The sequence below is a fragment of the Roseinatronobacter alkalisoli genome (assembly GCF_028745735.1).
Lineage (GTDB): Bacteria > Pseudomonadota > Alphaproteobacteria > Rhodobacterales > Rhodobacteraceae > Roseinatronobacter > Roseinatronobacter alkalisoli.
This window is the reverse complement of the sequence record NZ_JAQZSM010000008.1, coordinates 1-17235: the sequence shown is the minus strand read 5'-3', so window position 1 is coordinate 17235 and position 17235 is coordinate 1. Positions and strand designations below refer to the sequence as shown.

At 58.9% G+C, this 17235-nt stretch carries 17 protein-coding genes and 1 pseudogene; 5 read left to right on the top strand and 13 right to left on the bottom strand.

Annotated elements, in window-relative coordinates:
• Positions 1-56 precede the first annotated feature (56 nt).
• Positions 57-2747, bottom strand: a complete 2691-nt coding sequence (secA, locus tag PUT78_RS10390; RefSeq protein ID WP_274352198.1) for a preprotein translocase subunit SecA — start codon at positions 2745-2747, stop codon at positions 57-59.
• A gap of 222 nt (positions 2748-2969) precedes the next feature.
• Between secA and PUT78_RS10385 the strand changes: the two genes are divergently transcribed.
• The 3 genes from PUT78_RS10385 to PUT78_RS10375 all read left to right on the top strand — a co-directional run bounded on the left by PUT78_RS10385 (position 2970) and on the right by PUT78_RS10375 (position 5612).
• Positions 2970-3827, top strand: a complete 858-nt coding sequence (locus tag PUT78_RS10385) for a peptidylprolyl isomerase (RefSeq protein WP_274352197.1) — start codon at positions 2970-2972, stop codon at positions 3825-3827.
• 70 nt (positions 3828-3897) lie between these two features.
• On the top strand, positions 3898-5217 hold the full coding sequence (gene argJ / locus PUT78_RS10380) for a bifunctional glutamate N-acetyltransferase/amino-acid acetyltransferase ArgJ (protein WP_274352196.1): 1320 nt from the start codon (positions 3898-3900) through the stop codon (positions 5215-5217).
• Complete coding sequence (locus tag PUT78_RS10375; RefSeq protein ID WP_274352195.1) at positions 5214-5612, top strand: (deoxy)nucleoside triphosphate pyrophosphohydrolase; 399 nt, start codon at positions 5214-5216, stop codon at positions 5610-5612. The genes argJ and PUT78_RS10375 overlap by 4 nt, the downstream gene beginning before the upstream one ends.
• 437 nt (positions 5613-6049) lie before the next feature.
• On the opposite strand, the gene PUT78_RS10370 is transcribed toward PUT78_RS10375, so the two are convergent.
• The 7 genes from PUT78_RS10370 to pyk all read right to left on the bottom strand — a co-directional run bounded on the left by PUT78_RS10370 (position 6050) and on the right by pyk (position 10377).
• Positions 6050-6232: a Trm112 family protein gene (locus tag PUT78_RS10370; protein ID WP_274352194.1), complete on the bottom strand. Its 183-nt coding sequence runs from the start codon at positions 6230-6232 to the stop codon at positions 6050-6052.
• Positions 6229-6870, bottom strand: a complete 642-nt coding sequence (locus PUT78_RS10365; protein ID WP_274352193.1) for an LON peptidase substrate-binding domain-containing protein — start codon at positions 6868-6870, stop codon at positions 6229-6231. Before PUT78_RS10365 ends, PUT78_RS10370 begins: the two co-directional genes overlap by 4 nt.
• A 27-nt stretch (positions 6871-6897) precedes the next feature.
• The gene (gene trxA / locus PUT78_RS10360) at positions 6898-7806 is read right to left on the bottom strand and encodes a thioredoxin (RefSeq protein ID WP_274352192.1); all 909 of its coding nucleotides are present in this window, start codon (positions 7804-7806) and stop codon (positions 6898-6900) included.
• 165 nt (positions 7807-7971) lie between these two features.
• Entirely contained in the window at positions 7972-8334 is a 363-nt protein-coding gene (rplT, locus tag PUT78_RS10355; protein WP_274352191.1) for a 50S ribosomal protein L20, read from the bottom strand.
• 12 nt (positions 8335-8346) lie between these two features.
• Positions 8347-8547 carry a 50S ribosomal protein L35 gene (gene rpmI / locus PUT78_RS10350; RefSeq protein ID WP_274352190.1) on the bottom strand — a complete coding sequence of 67 codons (201 nt, stop codon included), beginning with the start codon at positions 8545-8547 and terminating at the stop codon, positions 8347-8349.
• Positions 8548-8665: 118 nt separating this feature from the next.
• Positions 8666-8905, bottom strand: coding sequence for a hypothetical protein (locus PUT78_RS10345; RefSeq protein WP_274352189.1), 240 nt, complete (start codon positions 8903-8905; stop codon positions 8666-8668).
• A gap of 23 nt (positions 8906-8928) precedes the next feature.
• Positions 8929-10377, bottom strand: coding sequence for a pyruvate kinase (gene pyk / locus PUT78_RS10340; RefSeq protein ID WP_274352323.1), 1449 nt, complete (start codon positions 10375-10377; stop codon positions 8929-8931).
• Positions 10378-10592: 215 nt separating this feature from the next.
• Here pyk and PUT78_RS10335 point away from each other — a divergent pair, with 215 nt between their 5' ends.
• Positions 10593-10907: a DUF1244 domain-containing protein gene (locus tag PUT78_RS10335; RefSeq protein ID WP_274352188.1), complete on the top strand. Its 315-nt coding sequence runs from the start codon at positions 10593-10595 to the stop codon at positions 10905-10907.
• Positions 10908-10958: 51 nt separating this feature from the next.
• Here the strand turns inward: PUT78_RS10335 and PUT78_RS10330 are convergent, their stop codons facing one another.
• The 4 genes from PUT78_RS10330 to dgcN all read right to left on the bottom strand — a co-directional run bounded on the left by PUT78_RS10330 (position 10959) and on the right by dgcN (position 15783).
• On the bottom strand, positions 10959-11822 hold the full coding sequence (locus PUT78_RS10330) for a D-amino-acid transaminase (protein ID WP_274352187.1): 864 nt from the start codon (positions 11820-11822) through the stop codon (positions 10959-10961).
• 3 nt (positions 11823-11825) lie between these two features.
• Positions 11826-13667: a dihydroxy-acid dehydratase gene (ilvD, locus tag PUT78_RS10325; RefSeq protein ID WP_274352186.1), complete on the bottom strand. Its 1842-nt coding sequence runs from the start codon at positions 13665-13667 to the stop codon at positions 11826-11828.
• Between the two features lie 60 nt (positions 13668-13727).
• Complete coding sequence (gene dgcA, locus PUT78_RS10320) at positions 13728-14690, bottom strand: N-acetyl-D-Glu racemase DgcA (RefSeq protein WP_274352185.1); 963 nt, start codon at positions 14688-14690, stop codon at positions 13728-13730.
• Positions 14691-14781: 91 nt separating this feature from the next.
• Positions 14782-15783, bottom strand: a complete 1002-nt coding sequence (gene dgcN / locus PUT78_RS10315) for an N-acetyltransferase DgcN (RefSeq protein ID WP_274352184.1) — start codon at positions 15781-15783, stop codon at positions 14782-14784.
• Positions 15784-16042: 259 nt separating this feature from the next.
• On the opposite strand from dgcN, the gene PUT78_RS10310 reads away from it, so the two are divergent.
• Entirely contained in the window at positions 16043-16999 is a 957-nt protein-coding gene (locus tag PUT78_RS10310) for an L-malyl-CoA/beta-methylmalyl-CoA lyase (RefSeq protein ID WP_274352183.1), read from the top strand.
• A gap of 121 nt (positions 17000-17120) precedes the next feature.
• Here the strand turns inward: PUT78_RS10310 and PUT78_RS10305 are convergent.
• A pseudogene (locus PUT78_RS10305) lies at positions 17121-17235 on the bottom strand (IS5/IS1182 family transposase); the annotation flags it as partial.

Here is a 17235-nt window from a genome sequence, read left to right as displayed (position 1 = left end):
CCGCGCAAGCGGGGCTGTTCATGCATGGTGGGGTGGCGCGCAGCCCTATTGGCGCATCAGGCAAGCCGCCCGTGGCAATGCTTGAACTTCTTGCCGGACCCACAGGGGCACAGATCATTGCGGCCGGGATTGCCCCATGTCTCGGGGTCCGCCTCGTCAAACCCTTCGAGCAACGGTGCAGGGGCATCGCCCGCATTTTCCGCCGCAATCTGGGCGTTGTGCTGTTGCAAGGCCATCTGCTGCAACATGGATTTCTGTTCTTCTTCCGATAGCGGGCGGATGCGCGACAGATAGGCCGATACATCTTCGCGCAGCGAATTCAGCATCGCTTCAAACAACAGGAAACCTTCGGCCTTGTATTCGTTCAGCGGATCTTTCTGGGCATAACCGCGAAAGCGCACCGCAGACCGCAGGTGATCCAGCGTCAGCAGATGTTCACGCCATTTGCGGTCAATGGTTTCCAGTAGGATCTGCTTTTCCAGATTGCGCAGCGTATCGGACCCGAACTGTTCCTGCTTCTGCGCCATCAGCGCATCGGACTGTTCGCACAGCCGTTCGCGCACCACATCCTGATCAACGCCATCTTCCTCGCCCCAGTCCTGAACCGGCAGGTCCAGACCCAGCTTGTCGCGTACCGCCGCTTTCAGCCCTTCCATATCCCATTGTTCGGCATAGGAATTCGGCGGCATATGCGTGTCAATCAGATCATCGACCACCTGATGGCGCATGTCTTCAATGATTTCGGACAGGTCATCCGCTTCCATGATGTCGCGGCGCTGTTCAAACACAACGCGACGCTGTTCATTCATGACGTTGTCGTATTTCAGCAATTCCTTGCGGATGTCGAAATTGCGGGCTTCGACCTTGGCCTGTGCCTTTTCCAGCGATTTGTTGACCCATGGGTGAACAATCGCCTCGCCTTCTTTCATGCCAAGGGTAGACAGGACTTTCTCCAGCCGTTCAGACCCGAAAATCCGCATAAGGTCATCTTCAAGCGACAGGAAAAAGACAGACCGCCCCGGATCCCCCTGCCGCCCCGAACGACCGCGCAGCTGGTTGTCGATCCGTCGGCTTTCATGGCGTTCCGTGGCCAGCACGAACAGCCCGCCTACGGCGATCACCTTTTTCTTTTCTTCCGCGACATCCGCCTCGATCCGGGCGCGCAAATCGGCAGGGTCGGCGGCAGGGTCAGCATCCAGCGCCTGCATGACCTGCATTTCCACATTGCCGCCCAACTGAATGTCCGTGCCGCGACCAGCCATGTTGGTGGCAATTGTCACCGCGCCAAAGCGCCCCGCATCGGCCACGATCTGCGCTTCCTGTTCGTGCTGGCGCGCGTTCAGGACATTATGCGTGATTTCCGCCTGTTTCAGCAGGGCTGACAGTTCCTCGGATTTTTCAATAGATGTGGTGCCCACAAGAATGGGCTGGCCCTTTTCATGCGCATCGCGGATCTCCGTCAGCACGCCGTCAAGTTTTTCCCTGGACGTGCGATAGACCTGATCATGTTCATCCAGACGCGCAATTGGCAGGTTGGTCGGTATTTCGACCACACCAAGATTGTAAATCTCGCGGAATTCCGCCGCTTCGGTGGACGCCGTGCCGGTCATGCCCGCCAGTTTCTTATACATGCGGAAGTAGTTCTGGAACGTGACCGATGCATAAGTCACATTCTCCGGCTGGATGGCCGCGCCTTCCTTGGCCTCGATCGCCTGATGCAACCCTTCGGACAGGCGGCGACCCGCCATCATGCGCCCGGTAAATTCGTCGATCAGAACAACCTGCCCGTCGCGCACAATGTAATTCTGGTCCTTGTGGAACAGCTTATGCGCGCGCAGGCCCTGATTGACGTGATGCACCAGCGAAGTGGATTCGGGATCATAAAGGGATTGGTCATCGCTCAGCAAATCCGCTTCACGCAGCTTTTCTTCGATGAATTCATTGCCATCCTCGGTCAGGGTGGCATTGCGGATTTTTTCGTCAATGGTGAAATGCTCTTCGGTCAGAAGCGGGATCAGCTTGTCAACCTTGACATACAGATCGCTTTTATCTTCGGCCGGGCCGGAAATGATAAGCGGCGTGCGCGCTTCATCAATCAGGATGCTGTCCACCTCGTCAACGATGGCGAAGAAATGGCCGCGCTGGTTCATGTCGTCCAGACGCATGCGCATGTTGTCGCGCAAATAATCAAACCCCAGTTCGTTATTCGTCGCATAGGTCACATCGGCGGCGTAGGCTTCCTTCTTCTCAAAATCGGGCTGCTGCGAATACACCACCCCACAGCGCATACCCAGTTTGGCAAAGACCTTGCCCATCCATTCGGAATCGCGCCGGGCCAGATAGTCGTTGACCGTCACGACATGCACGCCCTTGCCTGTCAGCGCGTTCAGATAGGCGGGAAAAGTGGCCACAAGGGTCTTGCCCTCGCCGGTTTTCATTTCGGCAATATTGCCCTGATGCAGGAACATCCCGCCGATCAGCTGCACATCAAAGGCCCGCAGACCCAGCGCGCGGCGCGCACCTTCGCGGCAATTGGCAAATGCTTCGGGCAAGATGGCGTCCAAGGTTTCACCCCCCGCGACGCGAACCTTCAGTTCTTCCGTCTTGGCGATAAGCCCGTCATCGGACAGGGCCTGAAACTCCGGCTCCAATGCGTTGATCTTTGCAACAATCGGGCGGGCTGCCTTGACCATGCGGTCATTTGCCGTGCCGAATACCTTCTTCGAAATCGCGCCCAAACCCAGCATTCTGTCTCCGCCTCGTTCCATCTGATGCGGCCTGTTCTGATGGCCGCTAAAGAAATCGTCATGTCGCACTAATGCCGCCGGGGTTGTCGGCACGCGCAGGCTTCCATAGAAGGGCAGGTGAACCGCACGGCCCCAAGCATTGCAGAACCAGTCTGCGATGTAATGGTCGACCCCAAAAGTGTCAACGATGTGCGCCGGTCGCACAGAGAAAGGAACAGGAATATGGGCAGATTTTCACGATTGAGCGTCGTTCTGGCGGCGGGGCTGGCGTTTTCCGCCCCCGCCATCGCACAAGATGACGTGACGCGCGACACGGTTCTGGCAACTGTGAACGGTGCCGACATCACGCTGGGTCACCTTCTGGCCGCGCGCGAAGTGCTGCCGGAACAGTTCCGCGGCCTGCCCGCCGAAGCACTGTTTGAACCGCTGGTCGAGCAACTGATCGAACAAACCGCCATCATGCAGCATGCCGAAGGCACCCTGACCGCGCGCGAACAGGTTACGCTGGAAAACGAACAGCGCGCATTCGTCGCCAATGCGGCCCTGTCGCGGGTTGCTGACGCCGCCGTCAATGATGAAGTGATCGACGAAGCCTATGCGGCATTTGTCACCGAATTTGACGGCCAGGAACCGACACCCGAATATAACGCATCGCATATCATCGTCGAGACAGAGGAAGAAGCCGCAGCCCTGCGCACGCAGCTTGATGAGGGTGCGGATTTTGCCGAACTGGCGCGCGAGCATTCCTTTGACGGGGCCGCCGCGAATGGCGGGTCGCTTGGCTGGTTCGGACCGGGTGCCATGATCCCGGAATTTGAAGCCGCTGTCGAAGCGCTGGAAGTCGGCGAATATATGGGGCCACTGGAAACCCAGTTCGGCTGGCATCTGGTGTTGCTCAATGACATGCGCATGTCACAGGCCCCGGAACTGGACGAAGTGCGCGACGCATTGGTGCAGAATATCCAGCGCGAAGCCGCGCAGGCAGAGTTGAACCGCGCCACCGAAGCGGCAACGATTGAACGCACCTATGAAGGGCTGGGCCCCGATATCATGGACCGCTCAGAGCTTCTGGACGACTGATTGCGCCGGGTGTAACCTGCCAGTGCAACGCCGACCCGGTTGCGGGTCGGCTTTTCTTTGGGGAATGACGATGGGCGCGAAAAAGACGCTGAAGAAGAAAATCAAATCGCTGAAGGCACAGGTCAAACAGGCCGCGCAAAGCGCCCCTGCCAAGGCATCTCTGGTGTCGCCGCTGGCGCCCGCGCAATTCCCTGATCTGCCGGCCATCCGCGGGTTGCGCCTGTCCACCGCAGCGGCGGGTGTGCGCTACAAGGGGCGCACAGATGTCATGCTGGCGGTGCTGGACCCCGGTTCGGTTGTCGCCGGAACCTTCACCCGTTCGGCCACGCGCGCGGCATCCGTGCTGGATGCGCAGTCCAAGATCACCAGGGACAGCGCCGAAGGGGCAGCGTTTCTGGTCAATTCCGGCAATGCCAATGCGTTTACCGGCGCAGCTGGGGTTGCGTCTGTCACGGCACTTTGCGCGGCATTGTCGCAGAAACTAGGCCTGCCTGCGGCGCGGATTTTCACATCATCAACCGGTGTTATCGGCGAAGCGCTGCCACATGACCGGATTGTCGCGGTGCTGGACGAACTCGGTTCCGGGTTGTCCGCGGCGGCCCTGCCGGATGCGGCCCGCGCCATCATGACAACCGACACATTCCCCAAAGGCGCCAGCGCCAAAGTGGACATTGACGGCCAGCCCGTCACCATCGCGGGCGTTGCCAAAGGGTCAGGCATGATTGCGCCCGATATGGCCACCATGCTGGTCTATATCTTCACCGACGCAAAGATCACGCGCTCTGCGCTGCAATCCATGGTGTCGCGCCAGACGGACCGCAGCTTCAACTGCATTACCGTGGACAGCGACACATCCACATCGGATATGGTGCTGGTCGCGGCCACAGCGCAGGCAGACATGCCCGTGATTGAAGATACCACAAGCGACGCGGCGCAAATCTTTAACGATGCATTGGGCGCGGTCATGCTGGATCTGGCGCATCAGGTCGTGCGTGATGGCGAAGGGGCCACGAAATTCGTGGAAGTCGCCGTATCAGGCGCACGTTCCGACGCAGATGCGCGCAAGGTTGCGATGGCGATTGCCAATTCGCCCCTGGTCAAGACCGCAATCGCGGGCGAAGACCCGAATTGGGGGCGTATTGTCATGGCCGTCGGGAAATCCGGTGCCGAAGCCGACCGAGACCGCCTGTCCATCCGGTTCGGGCCGCATCTGGTCGCCTCTCAGGGGCAGGTTGCGCCCAGCTATGCCGAACAGGTCGGCGCGGAATACATGCGCCAGCAGGAACTGGTCATCGGCGTTGACCTGCGCCTTGGTGTGGGGGCTGCGACGGTCTGGACCTGTGATCTGACGCATCGCTATATTGACATCAACACGGATTACCGTTCGTGAAACTGGTTCTGGTGTCTGCGGTCGCCTTGATTGATGCTGACGGGCGCGTATTGCTGGCGCAGCGGCCCGAAGGCAAATCCATGGCGGGCCTGTGGGAATTTCCGGGCGGCAAAGTGGAAGCGGGCGAAACGCCCGAAGCCGCGCTGATACGGGAACTGCACGAAGAACTGGGCATCGACACATGGTCCAGCTGCCTTGCACCGCTGACATTTGCCAGCCATGCCTATGATGATTTTCATCTGCTGATGCCGCTGTTTGCCTGCCGCAAATGGGATGGACAGGTGCAGTCGCGCGAAGGGCAGGCGCTGAAATGGGTGCGCCCTGCGCAATTGCGGGATTTCCCGATGCCGCCCGCAGACCTGCCGCTGATACCGATTCTGCGCGATTGGCTGTAGGCACGGCGCGGTGCGTTTCCAGTTCCGGGGTTAACCTTGATTTATTCCGCGACCATTACAGCTTCGGAAACAGTCGTCCGCTGGTCAACGGGAAAACTTGTCAGAATTAAGGAAATGCCATGCAGCAGGCGTTGTTCTGGCACCGGAATATGGCACAATCAGGTTAACGCCCGTCCAGTGTGGCAAACACGCTGAACAGGGCCTTCGCAAAAAGGGACCATGCCATGATACGCACCATCAGGATCGGAAGGCACATTTCTGCTCAGGGTGTTTTTGTGCGTCAATTGAGCAATGGTCACATCATCATTCGGGCAGGGACGCAAATGCTGACCGGCCGCCCGATCTCCGCGCCTGTCGCCTGACCAGCGACATGTTTTCTACGCTGATCGCCCTGACCGCAAGGTCAGGGCGCATCTGTTTTCAGCGCCTGCCGGATATCAGTCAACTTCGCGGGCTTCATCGACCAGCATGATCGGAATACCATTGCGAATGGGAAAGGCCAGATGCGCGGCCATGGACACCAGTTCCTGACGCTGCGCGTCATAGCTTAGCCTGCCCTTGGTCAAGGGACAGACCAGCGCTTCCAGCATATGCCTGTCGAAGCCACGATTCCGGGTCATTGCAGCGCCTCATCCGTGCCGCCACGCAGGGCGAATTCCATCAATGTTACCAAGGTTTCACGCCGGTTTGTCAATGACGGTGCTTCCAGCAAGGCCTGCTTGTCATCCGGCTCCAGTGGGCACAGCATTGACAGTGAATTGATCAGCAATTCGTCATTGGCCTCTGTCAGGCTGTCCCAATCGGTCGATAGCCCATGTATGGCAAAAAACCGCTTCAGCAGCACAAAAAATTCATCGCGGTCGAAGCCGTCATCCTGTTCATCACTGCCGCGGTCCCGCTCAAACCCTTCCCAACTGACTTCGGCGCGGCGATAGGGTGTGAAACCGGTCACTTCCTGTTGCAACCGGAACCGTGACACCCCGGTCAGCGTGATCATATAGCGCCCGTCTTCGGTTTCGGAAAATGCTGTCAGCCGACCCGCGCAACCAATACTGTGCAGTGCCTTTTCACTGCCCAGCGGGGTGCTGCGTGGCTGGATCATGCCGATCAGACGATGCGGCGTTTTCATGCATTCGTCCAGCATCGCCAGATATCTGGGTTCAAAGATATGCAGCGGTAACCGGGCGCGCGGCAACAGCAGCGCACCCGGCAACGGGAATACCGCGATAAGGTCGGGAAGGTCTTTTATATGCACCATGCAAGCTAACCTAACCCGACAAACCGTTCAGGCAAATATCAATGAGCTGAGCTTGCGCCGCCCTTTGGCGGCCAGCGGGTCATTGGGCTGCAACGCATCGAAAATCGTGAACAGTTGCGCCTTGGCCGCACCATCGTTCCATTCCCGGTCGCGACGGAACAGTTCCAGCAATTCATCAATCGCGGCTTCTGCCTGATCAGTGGCATAAAGCGCCTGTGCAAGGTCAAACCGTGCCTGATGATTGGCGGGATCGGCCTGAACCTGCGCGCGTAATTCATCCACAGGGCCGGCATTTTCGGCCTGACGCGCCAGCGCCAGCTTGGCGCGCGCGGCTTCCACCTCTGGCGCGGTTGCAATGGCGGCGGGGACATTTGCAATCAGGGCTTCGGCCTGATCCAGATTACCCGCAGCGATATGGGCGCGCGCCAATCCCCCAAAAGCGCGGGCATTTTCGGGTTCTTCTGCAAGAACGGCGGCAAAAACCTGCGCGGCATCAGCGGCCGCGCCCTGTTCCAGCATGCTGTCAGCTTCGTCCAGCGCGGCATCCAGCCCGTCATCGCCCGATGAAAGCGCCGCCAGTTTGGCCACAAATTCCTTTAGCGCCGCAGGCGGTTGTGCCCCCTGGAACCCGTCAACCGGCTGGCCCTGATGGAATGCGTAAACCGTGGGAATGGACTGCACGCGCAATTGCCCGGCAATGGCCTGGTTTTCATCGACATTGATCTTGACCATGCGCACCTTGCCGCGTGCGGCGCGGACTTCGGCTTCCAGCGCAGGGCCAAGGGTTTTGCATGGGCCGCACCATGGCGCCCAGAAATCAACGATAACCGGCACTTCCTTGCTGGCTTCGATGACCTGGGTCATGAAATCACGGTCAGATCCTTCGGTGATCAGGGTTTCGTCGGCAGCGTTCGTGCCCGCGTTCAGTTCCAGCATTTTCGCCCTCTACGTTGGTCTTTTGCCTTATATGGGCAACAGATGTGTCAAGGCCAAGGGGGGTGGCCTGTTTCCGTCTGCCATATCCTGCCTGCGCTTGCGGGGCAAAGAAAAAACCGCACGCCAAGGGCATGCGGTCTGTTCATGTCAGCGCGGTGCTGGTGTTCAGGCGATTGCGGCCTTTGCCTTGGCCACAATCTGACCAAAGGCTTCTGGTTCGTGAACGGCCAGATCGGCCAGAACCTTGCGGTCCACTTCGATCCCGGCCAGACCCAGCGCGTTGATGAAACGCGAATAGGTCAGCGCAGGGTCGATTTCACGTACCGCCGCGTTGATACGCTGAATCCACAGCGCACGGAAATTCCGCTTGCGCACCTTGCGGTCGCGCGTTGCGTATTGGTTGGCCTTGTCAACCGCCTGCGTTGCAGTGCGGAAATTGCGCGACCGCGCGCCGTAATAGCCTTTGGCGGCCTTGACGACTTTGCGGTGACGGGCATGGGTAACTTTGCCGGAAGTAACTCGGGACATCTGCGCTGCTCCTTAACGATCGTAGGGCATGTATTTCTTGACGATACGCGCATCCTGATCAGACAGGATGGTGTTGCCGCGTGCGTCGCGAATGAATTTCTTGGTCCGCTTGATCATGCCGTGGCGTTTGCCGGCCTGACCTGCCTTGACCTTGCCGCTGGCCGTCATGGAGAAGCGCTTTTTGGCGCCTGATTTGGTCTTCATCTTGGGCATTTCCGACTCCTTAATTCGAAAACCGGTTGAAGATGCGACTCGGCATGCCACATGGCCGGACACATCAAACAGAGCGTGCTCGCTACACCAGAAACCCGCAGCGCGCAAGGCAGTTTACCTAGAAATATGTCATGATCCGCGCCACCAGACCAACAGTCAGTTCCGGAATGTCGCGCAGGCCATACATGCCCTGCGGGCGCATGCGCCAGACCCAGACCAGAAGCCCGCCGCTGCACGCAGACAGAAGCAGGCCAAGGACCGGCTTGCGGTTATCGGACCAAGCGCTTAGCGCACTGACCAGTGCCAGCGGCAACAGATACACCCCCAGCAGAAAAAGCACCTCGAAATCCATGGCCATCCCACGATCAGGGGAAGGTCAGGCTACTCGGGTTCTCCTTGAATAATCAAGTGTTCCGAACAGGGCGCAACGCGCAGAATATTGGTTGTGCCCGGCTGGTTGAACGGAATACCCGCTGTCACAAGGATCTGGTCCTTTTCTGTGGCGAAACCGTATTTGCGTGTAACCCGGACAGCATTGATCACGGCCTTCTTGAAGCGGTTCACTTCGGTAACCTGCTCGCAATGCACGCCCCATGTCAGCGCGTGGCGTCGTGCCACACCGACAAATGGTGTCAGCGCCAAAATCGGCACATGCGGACGTTCGCGCGCAACAAGGCTTGCCGTGGTCCCCGATTCCGTAAAGCAGCAGATCGCGGCAATATTCGTCTTCTCGGCCAGTTCGCGCGCGGCTGAAACGATACCATCCGCGATGGAATGATGATGCACATGCTTGCGCGACGCGTCGATCACATCAATATAGGTCGGGTCGCTTTCAACTTCGATCGCGACATTGTTCATGGTGGTCACAGCTTCAATCGGGAACTGGCCCGCCGCTGATTCCGCCGACAACATGACCGCATCAGCCCCTTCATAGATGGCCGTTGCAACGTCGGACACTTCGGCGCGGGTCGGCATCGGGCTTTCGATCATGGATTCCAGCATCTGGGTGGCCACGATCACCGGTTTTGCGGCGGCGCGCGCCTTGCGGACAAGCCGCTTCTGGATGGGGGGAACATTCTGCACCGGCAGCTCCACGCCAAGGTCACCCCGCGCAACCATGATACCGTCCGACACGGCAAGAATTTCGTCAAACGCCTTCACCGCCGCGGGTTTCTCAATCTTCGACAGGATTGCCGCGCGCCCCTGTGCCAGCTCACGCGCTTCCAACACGTCTGACGGGCGCTGCACGAATGACAATGCCAGCCAGTCCACACCCAGACGACAGGCGAATTCCAGATCCTTGCGGTCCTTGTCCGAAAGTGCAGCAACCGGCAACACTGCATCGGGCACATTCACACCCTTGCGGTCGGAAATAACACCACCCACAGTGACTGTGCATTCCGCAAAATCCGGCCCGCATTCATTCACCTTCAGGCGCACCTTGCCGTCATTCACCAGAAGGTCAGCGCCGGGTTCAAGCACTTCGAAAATCTCGGGGTGGGGCAGGTTGACGCGCTGCCGGTCCCCGGGTGCCTTGTCCAGATCAAGGCGAAATTCCTGCCCGACCTGCAAATCCACCGGGCCATCACTAAACGTGCCGATCCGCAGTTTTGGTCCCTGAAGGTCAGCCAGAATGCCAATGGGGCGCCCCAGATCGGCCTCTACCTGGCGGATGATGGCGTGGCGTTGTGCCATCTCGTCATGCGTGCCGTGACTCATGTTCAGGCGGAACACATCTGCCCCCGCTTCAAACAAGGCGCGGATCATGTCATAGGTCGAAGAAGACGGCCCCAGCGTGGCGACAATCTTAATCATGCGGTGGCGACGTATTACGGTCATGCAAGGTCCTTTCAGGCGGGTGTGACCCCGAGATGCGTTCGGCCAGAAATGCAGGCACCATATTGCAGCCATAAGCAACCGGCAGAAGTTGTTAGCGCAAACAACTATCATTTTACCAGAGAATATCAAGCCCCCGTGATACTGTCAGCTTGACGGCGGGCGCAGGAATGAACAGGTGTCCGGTTCCAACCGCGCCGGAGGATGCAATGGACGACAAGACACGCACAGACCTGGAAGCCGCCGCATTCCGCGCCTTGCTGGCGCATCTGGATAAGCGCAGCGATGTACAGAATATCGACATGATGAACCTTGCAGGGTTCTGCCGGAACTGCCTGTCGCGCTGGTATCAGGAAGCCGCCAATGCGCGCGGGCTGGACATGGACAAGGACACCGCGCGCGAAGCCATCTATGGCATGCCCTATTCAGAATGGCAGGCAAAATACCAGACCGAAGCCAACGCTGACAAACAGGCGGCTTTCCAGAAGTCCTTTGCCGAGAATGTCGGCCATAAACCCGACTGACCGGCACCAGCGCAACTGGCAGGGTGCGTGATTTCCACGCACCCTTGCTGCTCAGATCGCGGTCTTGCGGCTTTCCTCAATGTAGATTTCGCGCAAGCGCGTGGCCAGCGGCCCCGGCGTGCCCGCGCCCAGCTTTGCGCCGTCAATTTCCACCACCGGCATCACAAAAGTACTGGCAGAGGTCACGAATGCCTCATCCGCCTGCATCGCTTCTTCCACGGTAAAGCTGCGTTCCTCAACCGGCATCTGCGACTCGCGGGCAAATCGCAGCACCGCAGCGCGGGTAATCCCGTGCAGAATGTCATTGGACAGCGCGCGGGTAATGATGCGGCCACCCTTGATGATATAAGCGTTGTTGGATGTGCCCTCGGTCACCTCACCATCCTGCACCATCCAGGCATCATCGCAGCCCGCCTTGAGGGCCATCATCTTGCCCATGGACGGATACAGCAATTGCACCGTCTTGATATCGCGCCGCCCCCAGCGGATGTCATCAATCGTAATGACCTTGATACCCTTTTTGGCTTTCGGACTGTCAATCAACGCAGGGTTCGCCTGGCTGAACAGAACCACCGTGGGTTTGGTGGTTTCCGGGTCCGGGAAAATAAAATCCCGGTCCCCCGGCGCACCGCGGGTGACCTGCAAATAGACCATCCCGTGCCCGACGTCATTTTGCGCAACCAACTGGCGATGCACGTCCAGCCACTCATCGCGCGCCATCGGGTTTTCAATTCCCAACTCCCCAAGCGAGCGTTCCAGCCGCAGGAAATGCCCGTCAAAATCGATCAGCTTGCCATCTATGACAGTCGTCACTTCATAGACACCATCCGCCATCAGAAAGCCCCGGTCAAAGATCGAGATCTTCGCCTCGCCCTCAGGCAGGTAGTCGCCATTCACATAAACGATGCGACTCATAGCTCACAGTCCTTCAGGAAGTTTTCGCACGGCCCCCATGGCCGCCGACGTGGTCAAAGCCGCATAGGCCTTCAGCGCTGTTGTAACCTTGCGCGGGCGTGGGTTGGCGGGCTTCCAGCCCTTCTCATCCTGCGCGGCACGGCGCGCAGCAAGCGTTGCATCATCCACGGCCAGATGAATCGTGCGGTTGGGAATGTCGATTTCAATCCTGTCACCGGTTTCCACGACACCAATCAACCCGCCCTCTTCAGCTTCCGGGCTGACATGGCCAATCGACAGGCCCGACGTGCCCCCCGAAAACCGTCCGTCAGTGACCAGCGCACAGGCGGCACCCAACCCCTTGGATTTCAGATAGCTGGTCGGATACAGCATTTCCTGCATACCCGGCCCCCCGCGCGGCCCTTCATAGCGGATGATAACCACCTCGCCCGCCTGCACCTTGCCGGTCAGAATACCGCTGACAGCATCATCCTGCGATTCATATACCCGCGCCGGGCCGCTGAATTGCAGGATCGAATCATCAACACCCGCAGTTTTTACAATGCAGCCCTGCTCAGCCAGATTGCCGAACAGAACCGCCAGCCCTCCATCCTGGCTGAAGGCATGTTCCTTATCGCGGATCACCCCGTTCTGCCGGTCCATATCGACTGAATCGTAACGGCGTTCCTGCGAAAACGCAGTCTGTGTGGGCACGCCACCGGGCGCAGCGGCAAAGAACCTGTGTACCTCCGGGCTGTTGGTGCGCCGCACATCCCATGTGTTCAGCGCATCGCCCATGCTCGGGCTGTGGACCGTCGGCAGATCGCAATGCAGCAAGCCTGCGCGATCCAACTCGCCCAGGATCGACATGATCCCCCCGGCGCGATGCACATCTTCCATGTGAACATCACTTTTAGCGGGCGCGACCTTGCACAGACAGGGCACCTTGCGCGACAGGCGGTCGATATCCTGCATGGTGAAATCAATGCCCCCCTCATGGGCGGCAGCCAGCAGATGCAGCACAGTGTTGGTTGACCCGCCCATGGCGATATCCAGCGACATCGCATTCTCGAACGCCTTGAAGCTTGCAATATTGCGCGGCAGCACGCTGTCGTCATCCTGCTCGTAATAGCGCTTGGCCAGATCGACAATCACATGGCCCGCCCGCAGGAATAGCTGCTTGCGGTCGGCATGTGTCGCCAGTGTGGACCCGTTTCCGGGCAGCGACAGGCCCAGCGCCTCGGTCAGGCAGTTCATGGAATTGGCCGTGAACATTCCCGAACACGACCCGCATGTAGGACAGGCAGCTTCTTCAATCGCCAGAACCTGCGCATCGGTGTATTTGTCATCTGCAGCCGCGACCATGGCATCAACCAGATCCAGCGCCTTTTCGACACCATCAACCACGACCTTGCCCGCTTCCATCGGCCCGCCGGACACGAACACCACCGGAATATTCAGCCGCATCGCCGCCATCAGCATACCAGGGGTGATCTTGTCGCAATTGGAAATGCACACCATCGCATCGGCACAATGCGCATTCACCATATATTCGACCGAATCGGCAATGATCTCGCGCGATGGCAGCGAATACAGCATCCCGTCATGGCCCATGGCAATGCCATCATCTACAGCGATGGTGTTGAATTCCTTGGCCACACCACCAGCCTTTTCAACCTCGCGTGCGACCATCTGGCCAAGGTCTTTCAAATGCACATGGCCCGGCACAAACTGGGTGAAGCTGTTGACAATGGCAATGATCGGCTTGCCGAAATCACCCTCCTTCATCCCCGTTGCGCGCCACAGGCCCCGTGCGCCTGCCATGTTGCGTCCATGTGTTGTCGTGCGAGAGCGGTATCTTGGCATCTGGCTGTCCTCCGGTTTCGCATGATCCATAGCGCATGTGCAGGCGTTGGAAAAGGGCACTCAACCCCAAAGCGCGGGCAAGGCGGGATGCACACCTTCCGCATCATAGTGTAGCGGCGGGTCACGGTCCTCCGACAGCAGCAGCGGACCATCAAGATCGACAATATCCGCCCCCTGCGCCACCAGCACCGCCGGCGCCATCGCCAGAGAACTGCCAACCATGCATCCCACCATCACGCCAAACCCATCGGCACGCGCGGCATCGTGCAAAGCCAGCGCCTCCGTCAGGCCCCCGGTCTTGTCCAGCTTGATGTTGATCATGTCATACTTGCCCTTCAGCGACGGCAAGCTGGCACGGTCGTGACAGCTCTCATCGGCACAAACCGGCAGCGGGCGCGCAATTTCCCCCAGCATACCGTCATCCCCTGCGGGCAGGGGTTGCTCCACCATGGCCACGCCCAACCCGATCAGATGCGGCGCAAGCTCTGCATAGACCTCTGCGTTCCAGCCCTCATTGGCATCAATGATGATGCGTGTATCAGGGGCACCGCGCCGCACGGCCTCCAGCCGGGGCATATCATCAGGGGTGCCCAGCTTGATCTTCAGCAAGGGCCGCTCGGCATGACGGCGGGCGGCAGCCTCCATCCTGTCGGGTGTATCCAGCGACAGCGTGAATGCCGTCACCAGGGGCTTTGGCACCGCAAGCCCCGCCAGGTCCCATACCGGTTTTCCCAGACGCTTCGCGTCCCAGTCCCATAATGCACAATCAACGGCGTTGCGGGCCGCACCTGCGGGCAACGCTGTCTGCAACCCTGCCCGTCCGGTCCCGGCACCAAGCCCTTCAATCTGACGACAGACCGATTCAAGGCTTTCGCCATACCGGGCATAAGGCACACATTCCCCCCGCCCCGTCACCCCATCCCGGGCCAGACTGACAGTCACGACATCGGCATGGGTCCGCGACCCCCGGGCAATGGTGAAAACTTCGGCCAGCTGAAACCGGTCCTGCGTTATCGTCAGCATTCTCTGCCCTTTTCATTCTGGCACAAATATCCTGGGGTGAATGGGGCCAACGGCCCCAGAGGGGCAAAGCCCCATTATTCACCCCGCTCAGTCAGACCGCCGCAAGCGCATCAACCAGCTTGCCTGCACCGTGGCGATACGGGTCCACTGTTGGCAGACCCATGCTTGCCTCCAGCTCTGCGCAGTAATCCAGCGCTTCCTGCGCGCCCATCGCAGCGGTATTGACCGAAATCCCGATGACCTGCACCGCAGGGTTTGCGACGCGCGCAAGGTGCAGCGCCGTGTCACGCAAGTCCGACAGTGCAGGCAGCGCATAGCCCGGCAGGCCGCGCATATGGGTACGGGTCGGTTCATGCGACAGGATCAGCGCGTCGGGTTGCCCGCCATGGATAAGCGCCATCGTCACACCGGAATATGAGACATGAAACAGACTGCCCTGCCCCTCGATCAGATCCCAGTGATCGGGGTCATTATCTGGCGTCAGCCATTCGACCGCGCCTGCCATGAAATCGGCGATAACTGCATCCAGCGGCACACCGTCACCTGTAATCAGAATACCCGTCTGGCCGGTTGCACGAAATGTGGTCTTCATGCCACGCGCGATCATCTCGCGCTCCATGCAAAGGGCCGTGTACATCTTGCCGACTGAACAATCGGTGCCCACCGCCAGACAGCGCTTGCCGCTGCGTTTTTCGCCATTGGCGATGGGGTATTTCACTGACGGAACGCGCACATCATGCAATTGTCGGCCTGTCGCCTCTGCCACCGCTTTCAGGTCCGGTTCATCGCGCAACAGATTGTGCAGCCCCGATGCCAGATCGAACCCTTCTTCCAGCGCGGTGACCAGAACTTTTTTCCATGCCGCCGAAATGACGCCACCACGATTGGCCACACCGATCACCAGAGTTTTCGCCCCGGCGGCCTTCGCCGCAGCCAAAGTCATGTCGGGCAAGCCCATATCCGCCCGGCACCCGTCCATGCGGAGCTGGCCGATGGCAAATTCGGGCCGCCAGTCCTTGATGCCCTGTGCGACCTTTGCGGCCAGCGGGTCGGGCGCATCGCCCAGAAACAGAAGATATGGGGTCTGAATCACGGCATGCTCCTGCCCAGATGTTGAACGTTGGCGCAATTTTACGCGGAATCATGGCAAGTTTATCGTGAATTGCCATATGGATGGATGAATATAGGCAAGATTTTTGTATAAATTGGTAAAATCGCGCAAATTTTTTGCGTTAACGCAGCGCGATCCCGCCGGTATGTTGCAGGTGCAGAAAATCGTCTTGCGAAGGCGCGCGCAACATTATAACCCAAAGCAAGACTAATTCGAAACTTACTGACCGACGAGGTGAAGAATGAGCTTTCGTATCCAGCCTGCCCCGCCTGCGCGCCCCAATCGCTGCCAGTTATTCGGACCCGGATCGCGGGTGGCGCTGTTTGAAAAGATGGCAGCATCGGGCGCAGATGTCATCAATCTGGATCTGGAGGATTCTGTCGCCCCTTCTGACAAGGATACGGCACGCGCGAATATCATCGCGGCAACCCATGAGATTGACTGGGGAAGCAAGCTGCTGTCTGTGCGTATCAACGGGCTGGACACCCCATACTGGTACCGGGATGTGGTCGATCTGCTGGAACACTCCAGCGACAGGCTGGACCAGATCATGATTCCGAAAGTGGGGTGCGCCGCCGATGTCTATGCAGTCGATGCGTTGGTATCAGCGATTGAGGCGGCCAGGGGGCGTGCCCGGCGCATCAGTTTTGAGGTGATTATTGAATCGGCGGCGGGCATTGCGCATGTCGGGGAAATCGCAGCTTCATCCCCGCGCCTGCAGGCGATGTCGCTGGGCGCGGCCGATTTTGCGGCATCCATGGGGATGGCAACGACAGGTATCGGCGGCACGCAGGAAAATTACTACATGTTGCACGACAGCAAGCGCCATTGGTCAGACCCGTGGCACTGGGCGCAATCGGCCATTGTCGCGGCGTGCCGGACACATGGGGTATTGCCGGTTGACGGACCATTCGGGGATTTCAGCGATGATGAAGGGTATCGCGCACAGGCGCGGCGGTCTGCCACTCTTGGAATGGTCGGGAAATGGGCGATCCACCCCAAGCAGGTTGCTCTGGCCAATGAGGTGTTCACCCCATCCGAAGCCGCAGTGCTGGAAGCGCGTGAAATCCTGGCGGCGATGGATGCGGCCAAGGCCCGTGGCGAAGGCGCGACCGTCTATAAGGGGCGGCTGGTTGATATCGCATCAATCAAACAGGCCGAAGTGATTGTCCGGCAGGCCGAAATGATTGCTGACTAGTCAGGCAAAGAAAACGTTCCGATGTTAACTTGCAATTTACAGTGGTTGCTATACATTATGTGATAAAGGTTCCTCCCCGATGATAAAAACCCAAGGGGTTTTCCTAGCTTAGGGTCAGGACTCATAGCCAATAGATGACTGTAGCGGCGAGCGCGATGGCTGAGAGGAAGACTTTTGGGCAGCGATCATAGCGGGTTGCGACACGCCGCCAGTCCTTGAGCCTGCCAAACATGATT